The sequence below is a fragment of the Streptomyces sp. NPDC051921 genome (genome assembly GCF_040680975.1).
GTDB lineage: Bacteria > Actinomycetota > Actinomycetes > Streptomycetales > Streptomycetaceae > Streptomyces.
The window spans coordinates 114,125-124,910 of the sequence record NZ_JBFAXU010000002.1; the positions used below are offsets into that span (position 1 = coordinate 114,125).

Here is a 10,786-nt window from a genome sequence, read left to right on the forward strand (position 1 = left end):
CCGCCCGCAGGGCGCGGCTCGCGGCGTCCGGTGCGTGCGATCGCCGGGCGGCCGCCCTCGTGCCGGGTGTACGCGGGTGGTCCGACGTCCTTCCGGCGCCGCGGCACCCGCGCCTTACGCGCCCACCGGCTCCACGACATCGGCGAGCTCCTGCAGGAGCCGGCGCTTCGGGCGGGCGCCGACCATCGCCTTCACCGGCTCGCCCTGCCGGAACACCATCAGGGTCGGCATCGACAGGATCCCGTACCGGGAGACGGTGTCCGGGTTGGTGTCCGCGTCGATCTGCACCACCTTCAGCCGGCCGGCCTCCTCCGCCGCCACCGCGCTCAGGACCGGTGCCAGTTGGCGGCAGGGGCCGCACCAGTCCGCGGTGAACTCCACGAGCACCGGCAGCTCCGCGCCCAGCACCTCCGCCGCGAAGTCGGCGTCGGTGACCTCGGCCACGCCCTCTGCTCGGATCATCGTCCTCACCCTCCCTGTTCGATGTGGTCCGCCCGCTCCCCCAGCTCGCACCTCGGCTCCGGGCCGCCCGGCAGCTCCGCCTCGGCGCGCAGCAGCTGCGCGCCGACCTGGGCGCGTACGGACTGCAGTTGTTCGATGAGCCCGTCGAGCTCGGCGAGCTTGCGCCGGTAGACGGCGATCGACGCGGGGCACGCGTCGCCCGCCGGGTGGCCCGCCCGCAGGCACTCGACGAAGGGCCGGGTCTCCTCCAGCTCGAACCCGAAGTCCTGCAGGGTCCGGATCTGCTGGAGGGCCCGGAGGTCCCCCTCGTCGTAGGTGCGGTAGCCGTTCTCCGTACGCCGTGCGGTCAGGAGGCCCCGGGACTCGTAGTAGCGCAGAGTCCGCGTGGTCGTGCCCGCCCGCTCGGCCAGCTCGCCGATTCGCATGCCCCGAACGTAAGCCTTGACGCCGACGTCAAGGCAAGCGGCACGTGCCCGTCCGGCTCAGGAGCTCTCCCTCAGGAGCTCTCCCTCAGGAGCGGGACCACCTGGTCCTCCTCGTAGGCGAAGTGCGCCTCCAGCTCGCTCGCGAGGGCGTCGAAGCGTTCCCTCAGCACCTCGGGACCGGTGGCGTCGAGCCGGGCGAGGAGGTCCTGGAGCTCGTCGAGGACGCGGGAGACGACGGCGTGCTCGGCCTGGAGGCGGGTGAAGGCCTCGGCCTTGTCCGGGTACTGGCGGGCCAGGTACGGGAAGAGCGCGGCGCCCTCGCCGCCGTGGTGGACGGCCAGTGCGGAGCAGAAGCTGAGGCAGTGCCGGCGCAGCCGCACGGTGAGGCCGGCGCCGTCCGCGGGCCGGGCGCCGAGTCCCTCGCGCAGGGCCTTCAGTTCGCCGCGCAGCCAGTCGTGGAGGGCGACCAGCTCGTCGGCGAGGGCATCGAGCCGGGTCGGCGGGGTGTAGTCGGCGGCGGGGGTCCGGTAGAGGGCGACGACGGGGATGACCCGGTCGGTGGCCTTCTGGTAGTCGGCGTACCCGGGGGCGACCGAGACGACCTTGGCGAACAGGGCGTCGCGTTCGGAGCCGGTGGCGGCGACCGCCGTGGCCTGCCAGGTCTCGACGCCGGCGCCGTCGGCCCCCGGAATCTCCGCGGTGACCTGCGGGTTCCGAAGGACGTTGCGGTACCAGTCGGGGTGCCGGTCGGAGCCGCCGGCCGAGCCGGTGACGAGCAGCCGCTCGCCGTCCTCGCCGTCGCCCTCGTCCCGGACGAAGCCGAGCGGGGTCGTGTGGGGCTTTCCGGACCTGGCGCCGGTGGTGGTGAGAAGAAGGAGCACCCATCCCTCGAAGGGGCCGCCGAGCCGGCCGGCGTTGGTGCGGAATTCGTCGATGACGCGGGAATTGAAGTGGAGAGGCAAAGCCGTCCCTACTGTCCTCTTGCCTCCATGTCTCCGCTTTCGAGCGCGGACCGACACGCGACGTGAGTTCCCCCATCCCAACCGCGCCCGCGGCGTCCTGTCAAGTCCCCGGCGGGAGCAGCGGCTTGCGCTCGACGGGCGAGGACAGCACCACCGACGTGGTGGTCCGGCCGAGGGCCGAGGTCTGTTCCAGGATCTCCTCCAGGTGGACCGTGTCGGTCACGGCGACCTTGAGGATCCAGCAGTCCTCGCCCACCACGTGGTGCACCTCGCGGATCTCGGGGCGGGCGACGAGCTCCAGGGTGCGCGGGTGCTTGAGGGTGTAACCGCCGTGCGGGTTCACGCGGATGAAGGCCTGGATGCCGTAGCCGAGCCGGGCGGGCGCGACCTGGGCGCCGTAGCCGGTGATCGCGCCGCAGGCCTCCAGGCGGCGCACCCGCTCGGTGACGGCGGCCGGGCTGAGCCGGACGCGCCGGCCGAGCTCGCTGAGCTTGATGCGTCCGTCGCTCTGGAGCAGGTCCAGGATCTGCCGGTCGATGGGGTCGAAGGCGCCCACCGGGGTTTCGACGGCCGCGGGGCGCGACGACCGCGGTTCCTTCGGCGAGACGGCCTGGACTCCCATGTTTCCCCCTTCAGATGACGAGCGCACACCGTAACACTTGAGGACATGGACATTCTGATCATCGGCGGGACCCGCTATTTCGGAAAGCGCCTGATAGGGCGCCTGCTCGAAGCGGGGCACCACGTCACCGTCATCAACCGCGGTTCTTCCCCGGCCCCCGAAGGAACCCTCTCCCTCGTGGCCGACCGAAATGATGAAAAGGCACTGGAGAAGGCCGTCGGGGACCGGACGTTCGACGTCGTCGTCGACCAGGTCTGCTACACCCCGCGCCAGGCGGAGATCGCCCGTCGCGTCTTCGCGGGCCGGACCCGCCGCTACGTGACGACCTCGACGGTGGAGGTGTACGAGTACGAGGACTCGGCCGCCCCGGTCGCCGAGGACGCCCTCGACCTGGCTGCCGTGACGGTCGACACGGACCTGCCGTGGGACGACCCGGAGTTCCTGGAGTCCCACTACGGGGAGGGAAAGCGCCAGGCGGAGGCCGTCTTCGCGGCCGGCGCGGACTTCGCGTGGAGCTCCGTGCGGGTGGCACACGTGCTGGGTGGTGCCGACGACTTCACCGGTCGCGTCGCGCACTACGCGCGGCGGATCCGGGCGGGCGAGCCGATCGCCGTGCCGGTCGTGAACCGGCCGGCGACCTATGTGTACGTGGAGGAGATCGCCGCGTTCCTCGCGTGGGCCGCGGAGGGGGAATTCACCGGACCGGTGAACGCCCATTCCCACGGCCCGCTGACGACGGCGGACATCTGCGCGGAGATCGAGGAAATGACCGGCGGCCGAACGATCTTCCAGGAAGTCGAAGTGGGCGAGGTCTCCCCCTTCTCGTTCAGTCGCTCCTATGCGATGACGAATTCGCGTGCGGAAAACCTCGGTTACCGCTTCTCCCATTCCTCGGAATGGCTGCGAAAGGCCCTTTCCGAGACGCTCGCGGCGGAGGTGGAATCCTGATGCGCCGCCGCACCCTCGGCGACACGGCCGTCAGCGCGATCGGGCTCGGCGCGATGCCCCTCTCCATCGAGGGCCACCCCGACGAGGCCCGCGCCCTCGCCACCGTCCACGCCTCCCTCGACTCCGGTGTGACGCTGCTCGACACCGCGGACTCCTACCACCCGCCAGGCGGTGAGACCGGCGCGAACGAACGCCTGGTCGCCCGCGCCCTCGCCACGTACGGCGGCGACCGGGACGCCGTCCTCGTCGCCACCAAGGGCGGGCGCGGCCGGAGCGCCGACGGCGGCTGGACGGTCGACGGCCGCCCGGAGCACCTGCGGCGCGCGGCCGAGGCCTCCGCCCGGCGCCTCGGGGTCACGGCGATCGGCCTCTACCAGCTCCACAAGCCGGACCCGGCGGTGCCGTACGCGGAATCCCTCGGCGCGGTACGGGAGTTGCTGGACGCGGGCACGATCCGGATGGCCGGCGTCTCGAACGTCGACCGCGGGCAGATCCTCCAGGCCCGCGAGATCCTGGGCGACCGCCTGGTGTCGGTCCAGAACCGCTACTCACCGGCGGTCCGTGACGCCGAGCCCGAACTCCGGCTCTGCGCGGAACTCGGCCTGGCCTTCCTGCCCTGGAGCCCGCTGGGCGGCATCTCCCGCAGCTCACTCGACGGCGCCGGCGCCGTCGAGCCGGACGCCCGCCTCGGCGCCTTCCACCGCGTGGCCGGTGCCCGCGGCGTCACCCCGCAACAGATCGCCCTGGCCTGGCTCCTGGCCCGACCCGGTCACGTCCTCCCGATCCCGGGCGCGAGCCGCCCGGAGACGGCACGGGACTCGGCCCGGGCGGCGGAACTCGTCCTCACGGAGGCGGAGTTGCGGCAGCTGGGCGACTGAGCCCGTCGGCGGGGAGGGGACCGGGGCCCGGATCCGGCTCAAGACCCGGGACCCGGGGCTTGTCAGACGCCGGCGCGGGCCTTCTCGTCGCCGTCCTCGGCGCGCTGGTCCGGCACGGCCGCGCCGTGGGCGTCGTCGACGAACGTCGTCTCGTCGAAGGGGGCATTACCCGCCAGGACCTCCGTCACGCGCGCCTTGTCGATCTCCTTCGTCCACGTGCCGACGAGCACCGTGGCGACCGCGTTGCCCGCGAAGTTGGTGAGGGCGCGGGCCTCGCTCATGAAGCGGTCGATGCCGACGATCAGGCCGACGCCGTCGACCAGTTCGGGCCGGTGCGACTGGAGCCCGCCCGCCAGGGTGGCGAGGCCGGCGCCGGTGACGCCCGCCGCACCCTTCGAGGCGATGATCATGAAGACGAGGAGCGAGATCTGCTCACCGATGGACAGCGGGTCGCCCATCGCCTCGGCGACGAAGAGCGAGGCCATCGTCAGATAGATGGCGGTGCCGTCCAGGTTGAAGGAGTAGCCCGTCGGGACGGTGATGCCGACCACCGGCTTGGAGACGCCCAGGTGCTCCATCTTCGCGATCAGGCGCGGCAGCGCCGACTCGGACGAGGAGGTGGAGAGGATCAGGAGGAACTCGCGTCCCAGGTACTTCAGGAGGGACAGGATGTTCACCCCGGCGACCAGCCGCAGCAGCGTACCGAGGACCACGAAGACGAACAGCGCGCACGTCACGTAGAAGCCGATCATGATGACGGCGAGCGACGTGAGCGCGGCGCTTCCCGTCGCGCCGACCACGGCGGCGATCGCGCCGAAGGCGCCCACCGGCGCGGCCCACATGATCATCGCGAGGATGCGGAAGACCAGCCGCTGGATGTGCCCGATGCCGCGCAGCACCGGCTCGCCCGCGGTGCCCATCGCCTGGAGCGCGAAGCCCGTGAGGAGGGCGACGAGCAGGGTCTGGAGGACCTCGCCCTCGGTGAAGGCGGAGACGAGGGTCTTCGGGATGATCCCGAGAAGGAAGTCGGCGGTGCCCTCGCTCGCGCCCTCGGCCTGCTTGGCGCCGGCCTCGGCGAGGTCCTTGGTGAGGTGGAGGCCGGAGCCGGGCTCCAGGAGGTTGCCGACGACGAGGCCGATGGCGAGGGCGACGGTCGACATGACCATGAAGTAGCCGAGGGCGAGGCCGCCCACCGCGCCGACCTTCGCGGCCTTGCGCACCGAGCCGACGCCCAGCACGATCGTGCAGAAGATGATCGGCGAGATCATCATCTTGATCAGGTTGACGAAGCCGGTGCCGAGCGGCTTGAGCTCGACGGCGACGCCGGGCGCCAGGAAGCCGACGGCGATGCCGAGCAGGACGGCGCCGATCACGGCCAGATACAGATAGTGGGTGCGGTCCCGACGTGCGGCCACGGGGTCCTCCTCGTACTCAGGGGTGTCCACGTCCCGGTGGATCTCCGCGACTATCCATCACCCTGTGACCCGGGTCACGCTTGCGTGCGTTTCGTTCACGGCCGACACGTCGTGACCGGGCGGAGCAGGCCCGGAGCCGCTCCGGACCGGCCCGGAGCGGCCGCCGCCGCGGGGCCCGGGTGGCCGCCACCGCGCGGCCCGAGCAGACCGGAGTCGCAGGCGACCGGGTGGCCGCCACCGCGGGGCCCGAGCGGGCCGGAGTCGCAGGCGACCGGGGTTCGTCTCGTTCCAGGCACGATTCGGGCACGCGGTACGAGGGAGCAAATCGGGCCAGGCACACTTGCTCGCATGCGTCTCCCCCTCCCCCGGCCGCGCAGCCTCGCGGGCCAGCTCTTCGCGATGCAGGTCGTGCTCGTGGCCGCCGTCGTCGCGGGGTGCGCGGTCTTCGCGTACGTGACGGACCGCGCGCAGGCCGAGGAGACCGCGCGCCGCCAGTCCACGGCGACGGCGACGGCCGTCGCCGAGTCGCCGGCGGTCGTCGCCGCGGCACGCTCGGCGGGCACCGTGGACCCGACCGCCGCGCTCCAGCCGTACGCGGAGGGGCTGCGCCGGCACGCCGGCGTCACGTTCGTGGTGATCATGGCGCCGGACGGAACGCGGTGGACGCACCCCGAGCCGGAGCAGATAGGCCGGACCTACCTCGGGCACATCGACCGCGCGGTCCGCGGCGAGACCTTCTCCGAGATCCACCTGGGCGTGCTCGGCCCCTCGGTGCGCACCGTCGCGCCGGTCGTCGACAAGGAGGACCACGGCAGGGTCATCGCCCTCGTCAGCGCCGGCATCACCATCGAGAAGATCAGCGAGCAGGTACGCGAGCAGGTCACGGCGCTGCTCGGGATGGCGGGCGCGGCGCTCGCACTCGGCGGGGCGGGCACGTACGTCATCAACGCGCGGCTCCGCCGGCACACCAAGAACATGAACGCGACCGAACTGAGCCGCATGCACGACTACCACGAAGCCGCGCTGCACGCCGTGCACGAGGGTCTGGTGATGCTGGACGGGCAGCGGCGGATCGCGCTGATCAACGACGGGGCGCGGGAGCTGCTGGGCCTGTCGGGCGAGGACGTGGTCGGCCGGTCGGCGACCGAACTCGGGCTGCCTGCGCCGTTGACGGGGGCGCTGCTGTCCTCGGCGCCGCGGGTGGACGAGCTGCATCTGACGGACGAGCGGGTGCTGGTCGTCAACACGCGCCCGGTCGTGGGCGGGGAACGCCGCGGCACCGTGGTGACGTTGCGGGACCGGACCGAACTCCAGGCACTCTCCGGCGAGCTGGACTCGGAGCGCGGCTTCACGGAGGCGCTCCGCTCCCAGGCCCACGAGGCCGCGAACCGCCTCCACACGGTCGTCTCACTCATCGAACTGGGCCGTGTCGACGAGGCGGTCGACTTCGCGACGGCCGAACTGGAGCTGGCGCAGGCGCTGACCGACCGGGTGGTGACCGCGGTGGGCGAGCCGGTCCTCGCCGCCCTGCTCCTCGGCAAGGCGGCCCAGGCCAACGAGCGGGGCGTGGAGCTGGTCCTGACGGAGGACAGTCGTATCGACGACGGCGTCCTCCCGGTGTCACTGCCCTCTCGCGACCTGGTGACGATCCTCGGCAATCTGATCGACAACGCGGTCGAGGCGGCGGGCGGCAGCTGCACGCTCCCGGCCCCGGCGGGCCCGGCCGCCCCGACCCCGCCGCCCGTCACGGCGTCGCCCCCGCCCGTACCGGACTCCGTCTCCGCACCGGGCTCGCTCTCCGTACCGAACCCCCTCTCCGCACCGGACTCCCTCTCCGCAACCACGAGCCCGGCCGCGCCCACCGGCCCCGCGCCCCACACCCCCGGCTCCCTCGCCGACCCGCGGGCCGAGGGCCTCCGGAGCGCCCGGGTGCTGGTGACCGCGCTCGCCGAGGAGGGCGAGCTGTTGCTGCGGGTCGGGGACAGCGGGCCCGGGGTGCGGGCCGAGGACCGAGGCGCCGTACTCGACCGCGGGTGGTCGACGCGCGGGCCGGGCCGCGGGCTCGGGCTCGCGCTCGTGCAGCAGGCCGTGACCCGGGCCGCCGGGACTCTGGCAGTGGGCGAATCCCCCTTGGGTGGAGCCGAGTTCACGGTGCGGCTGCCGCTCGCGGTGGCCGTGGAGGTGGGCGCGTGAGTGCCGTGGGTCAGGACATCCGGGTGCTCGTGGTCGAGGACGATCCCGTCGCGGCCGACGCGCACGCGCTGTACGCGGGGCGGGTGGCCGGCTTCGCGGTGGTCGGGGTGGCGCACTCGCGGGCCGCGGCGGTGCGGGTCCTCGACCGGACGCCGGTGGATCTGATCCTGCTCGATCTGTACCTGCCGGACGGGCACGGGCTGCAGCTGCTGCGCGCCCTGCGGGCCGCCGGCCACACCGCGGACGTGATCGCCGTGACCTCGGCGCGCGATCTGGCGGTCGTGCGCGAGGGAGTGTCCCTCGGCGTCGTGCAGTACGTGCTGAAGCCCTTCACCTTCGCGACCCTGCGGGACAGGCTCGCCCGCTACGCGGAGTTCCGCGCGACGGCCGGGGAGGCCTCGGGGCAGGACGAGGTGGACCGGGCGCTCGCGACGCTGCGCGCCCCGCAGCCCGCCGCGCTGCCCAAGGGACTGAGCGGCCCCACCCTGGAGGCGGTCACGCGCTCGCTGCGGGCCGCTCCCGAGGGGCTGACGGCGGCGGAGGCGGGCGCGGTCGTCGGGATCTCGCGGATCACCGCCCGCCGCTACCTGGAGCACCTGGTCGGCGCGGGCCGCGCGGCCCGGGCCCCGCAGTACGGTCAGGTCGGCCGCCCCGAGCTGCAGTACCGGTGGCTCAGCGCGACGGACGGCCCCACTCGGAGTTACTGACCGGTTCCCACGTTCCTACGACCATCAGCGTTGGGTGAACGCACCGTAGCTAACGATCACCCTCCGCATCTACGGTGGCGGGGTGCACCAACCCTCTCCCCCCTTCAACGCCCTCGCCGCACGCCGCCTGCGCGAGGGTCTCGGCATGGGCCCGGACCATGTCGCCTACGGCCTGCGCGCCCAGTACGGCCTCTACATAGGTCCGGAGACCGTCGTCGCCTGGGAGCGCGGCCGGCTCGCCCCCACCTCCCAGGAGCTCACCGCCCTCGCGGGGGTGCTCTGGTGTTCCCCCGCCGAGCTCCTCGCCTCCGCCAGCACCCTCCGCGAGCACCGGATCGCCCGGGGTCTCGGCCCGGAGGACCTGGCCCGCCGGGTCGGCCTCGACCCGTCCGCGTACGAGCGGATGGAGGAGGCGGGCCGCTGGCGCGGCAACGAGCGCCAGACCGCCGCCCTCGCCCAGGTCCTCGGCCTCGACTCGCGCGCCCTGCTCGTCGCGACCGGCGGCGACGAGAAGCTGCGCGAGCTGCTGCGCGACGCGGCGACCACCCGCTGGCAGGCCTATGTGAAACCCGTCATCAAGCTGCTGCCGCTGCCGAAGCGCACGGTGGAGGACGCGCTCCAGCGCCTGCACACGGACTACCACGCCAAGATGGCCGCCACGAGCAGCTGGGGCGCCTCCGCCTCGACGGGCGACGCGGGGCGCGCGTACCTCGACGAGATCACCGACCACTTCTGGGCCATCGTCGGCAGCTAGGCCCGAAGGACAGACCCTGCGCCGACCGCCGCAACTCCCGGCACCGACACGTAGATTGGCCGGGTGAGACGACACATATCCTTCGAACGGCTCCACAACTTCCGTGACCTGGGCGGCTATCGAACCGCCGACGGCGGGACCGTGCGGTGGGAGACCCTCTACCGCTCCGACTCGCTCGCCAAGCTCGCCGGCCCGGACGCGCGCCCCGCCGATCTGGAGCGCTTCCGGGAGCTGAACGTGGCCACCGTGATCGACCTGCGCTACCCCTGGGAGATCGAGAAGAGAGGCCGCCACCCCGAGAGCGAGCCGCAGGCCTGGCACAACCTGAGCATCGAGCACCGGCCGTACGACCAGACCCAGATCGATCCGGAGCTCGACCCGTGGCGCTACCTCGCCGACCGGTTCGCCGAGGTCGCGCTCGACGGGAAGGCCGAGCTGCGCGAGGCCCTGGAGATCATCGCCGCGGCCGACGGGCCGCTGGTCTTCCACTGTGCCGCCGGCAAGGACCGTACGGGTCTGCTCGCGGCCCTGGTCCTCGGACTGCTCGACGTGTCGGACGAGCAGATCCTCGCCGACTTCGCGCTCACCGAGCTCGCCACGGAGCGGTTCGTCGTCGACTGGAAGGCCGCCAACCCGGGCCGCGAGCTGCGCTGGCCCGGATTCGGGCGGGCGCCCGCCGAGATCATGCGGCTGGTCCTCGCGGACCTGCGGGCGGAGTACGGCTCGGTGTACGCCTACGCGACCGGTCATGTGGGTCTGGACCCGGCGGTCGTGGACGCCCTGCGGGCCCGCCTCGTGGAGTCCTAGTCCGCGGTCGGGCGCGACCACGGGGACGTCAACGAGGTGTCCGCCTGTCGGACGGTGAATGGCCGGATGTGCGCGGACCGCACCCCTTGACGGGTGCGGTCCCCGTCCGGCGCGGGCCCGCGGGACGTGTCGCCCGCCCCGCTCCTCCGCGGCGCGGTCACCGCCCGCCACCACGGCCGACGGCGGATGGCGCCCGGCGGTGCCCGCCGCGCCGGTGACGCGGCGAACGGCTCCCGGAGCGGCGTCGCCGGACCCGGACACCCCTTCGGGGATTGGCCGGTTCTGGCAGATCCCGGATGGACTTCCTCCGGTGGATTCTGTAGCCCCGAGCACTTCCGGCGATTCGTAGGAGGAACTCCATGCCTGTCATGTCCACGACGCGTACGGACGAGATCGTCACCGCCTGGCTCCAGGGCGCCGAGACGGCCTTCGGCACCGACAACCCGGCCGGCCCGCTCTACGTGGGCGGTGCGGCCGGAGAGGCCGCGCTGACCGACGGCACCGAGGCGCTGTTCACCGGGTGCAGCAGCTGTACCGGCTCCTGGCACAGCTACTGCTGCTGACGAGCCGCCGCACGCACCGGACGCAACACCCGGGGAGCCCGCACGGGTTC

General features: G+C 72.9%; 12 protein-coding genes. 7 read left to right on the forward strand and 5 right to left on the reverse strand.

Going from position 1 to position 10,786, the window contains the following annotated elements; translation table 11 throughout:
• Positions 1–114 precede the first annotated feature (114 nt).
• The 4 genes from trxA to AB0M16_RS03180 form a co-directional block, all read right to left on the reverse strand.
• Positions 115–462, reverse strand: a complete 348-nt coding sequence (trxA, locus tag AB0M16_RS03165) for a thioredoxin (RefSeq protein ID WP_365338135.1) — start codon at positions 460–462, stop codon at positions 115–117.
• Between the two features lie 5 nt (positions 463–467).
• Positions 468–887, reverse strand: coding sequence for a MerR family transcriptional regulator (locus tag AB0M16_RS03170; RefSeq protein ID WP_365338137.1), 420 nt, complete (start codon positions 885–887; stop codon positions 468–470).
• Positions 888–958: 71 nt separating this feature from the next.
• Positions 959–1,849, reverse strand: coding sequence for a nitroreductase/quinone reductase family protein (locus tag AB0M16_RS03175; protein WP_365338139.1), 891 nt, complete (start codon positions 1,847–1,849; stop codon positions 959–961).
• 100 nt (positions 1,850–1,949) lie between these two features.
• A complete protein-coding gene (locus AB0M16_RS03180) occupies positions 1,950–2,471 on the reverse strand; it encodes an Lrp/AsnC family transcriptional regulator (RefSeq protein ID WP_365338141.1) in 522 nt (173 codons plus the stop codon).
• 45 nt (positions 2,472–2,516) lie between these two features.
• Here AB0M16_RS03180 and AB0M16_RS03185 point away from each other — a divergent pair, with 45 nt between their 5' ends.
• Both AB0M16_RS03185 and AB0M16_RS03190 read left to right on the forward strand, forming a co-directional pair.
• On the forward strand, positions 2,517–3,419 hold the full coding sequence (locus tag AB0M16_RS03185; RefSeq protein ID WP_365338144.1) for an NAD-dependent epimerase/dehydratase family protein: 903 nt from the start codon (positions 2,517–2,519) through the stop codon (positions 3,417–3,419).
• Positions 3,419–4,297 (forward strand): aldo/keto reductase, encoded by an 879-nt coding sequence (locus tag AB0M16_RS03190; protein ID WP_365338146.1) that lies wholly within the window; start codon positions 3,419–3,421, stop codon positions 4,295–4,297. Before AB0M16_RS03185 ends, AB0M16_RS03190 begins: the two co-directional genes overlap by 1 nt.
• A 62-nt stretch (positions 4,298–4,359) precedes the next feature.
• Here AB0M16_RS03190 and AB0M16_RS03195 read toward each other — a convergent pair whose 3' ends face one another.
• A complete protein-coding gene (locus AB0M16_RS03195) occupies positions 4,360–5,712 on the reverse strand; it encodes a cation:dicarboxylase symporter family transporter (RefSeq protein WP_365338148.1) in 1,353 nt (450 codons plus the stop codon).
• Positions 5,713–6,060: 348 nt separating this feature from the next.
• Between AB0M16_RS03195 and AB0M16_RS03200 the strand changes: the two genes are divergently transcribed.
• From AB0M16_RS03200 to AB0M16_RS03220, 5 genes are all read left to right on the forward strand, one after another.
• Positions 6,061–7,905 (forward strand): ATP-binding protein, encoded by a 1,845-nt coding sequence (locus tag AB0M16_RS03200; protein WP_365338150.1) that lies wholly within the window; start codon positions 6,061–6,063, stop codon positions 7,903–7,905.
• Positions 7,902–8,612 carry a response regulator gene (locus AB0M16_RS03205; RefSeq protein ID WP_365338152.1) on the forward strand — a complete coding sequence of 237 codons (711 nt, stop codon included), beginning with the start codon at positions 7,902–7,904 and terminating at the stop codon, positions 8,610–8,612. Before AB0M16_RS03200 ends, AB0M16_RS03205 begins: the two co-directional genes overlap by 4 nt.
• A 145-nt stretch (positions 8,613–8,757) precedes the next feature.
• Entirely contained in the window at positions 8,758–9,366 is a 609-nt protein-coding gene (locus AB0M16_RS03210) for a helix-turn-helix domain-containing protein (RefSeq protein WP_365338731.1), read from the forward strand.
• Positions 9,367–9,429: 63 nt separating this feature from the next.
• The gene (locus AB0M16_RS03215; protein ID WP_365338154.1) at positions 9,430–10,173 is read left to right on the forward strand and encodes a tyrosine-protein phosphatase; all 744 of its coding nucleotides are present in this window, start codon (positions 9,430–9,432) and stop codon (positions 10,171–10,173) included.
• A 359-nt stretch (positions 10,174–10,532) separates the two neighbouring features.
• Positions 10,533–10,736: a DUF6229 family protein gene (locus tag AB0M16_RS03220; RefSeq protein WP_365338156.1), complete on the forward strand. Its 204-nt coding sequence runs from the start codon at positions 10,533–10,535 to the stop codon at positions 10,734–10,736.
• Positions 10,737–10,786: the final 50 nt, after the last annotated feature.

What these genes read in the sequence shown, in the direction of transcription:
- trxA (WP_365338135.1), bottom strand. Translation starts at nt 462, where the DNA reads ATGATCCGAGCAGAGGGCGTGGCCGAGGTCACCGACGCCGACTTCGCG.
- AB0M16_RS03170 (WP_365338137.1), bottom strand. Translation starts at nt 887, where the DNA reads ATGCGAATCGGCGAGCTGGCCGAGCGGGCGGGCACGACCACGCGGACT.
- AB0M16_RS03180 (WP_365338141.1), bottom strand. Translation starts at nt 2,471, where the DNA reads ATGGGAGTCCAGGCCGTCTCGCCGAAGGAACCGCGGTCGTCGCGCCCC.
- AB0M16_RS03185 (WP_365338144.1), top strand. Translation starts at nt 2,517, where the DNA reads ATGGACATTCTGATCATCGGCGGGACCCGCTATTTCGGAAAGCGCCTG.
- AB0M16_RS03190 (WP_365338146.1), top strand. Translation starts at nt 3,419, where the DNA reads ATGCGCCGCCGCACCCTCGGCGACACGGCCGTCAGCGCGATCGGGCTC.
- AB0M16_RS03200 (WP_365338150.1), top strand. Translation starts at nt 6,061, where the DNA reads ATGCGTCTCCCCCTCCCCCGGCCGCGCAGCCTCGCGGGCCAGCTCTTC.
- AB0M16_RS03210 (WP_365338731.1), top strand. Translation starts at nt 8,758, where the DNA reads ATGGGCCCGGACCATGTCGCCTACGGCCTGCGCGCCCAGTACGGCCTC.
- AB0M16_RS03220 (WP_365338156.1), top strand. Translation starts at nt 10,533, where the DNA reads ATGCCTGTCATGTCCACGACGCGTACGGACGAGATCGTCACCGCCTGG.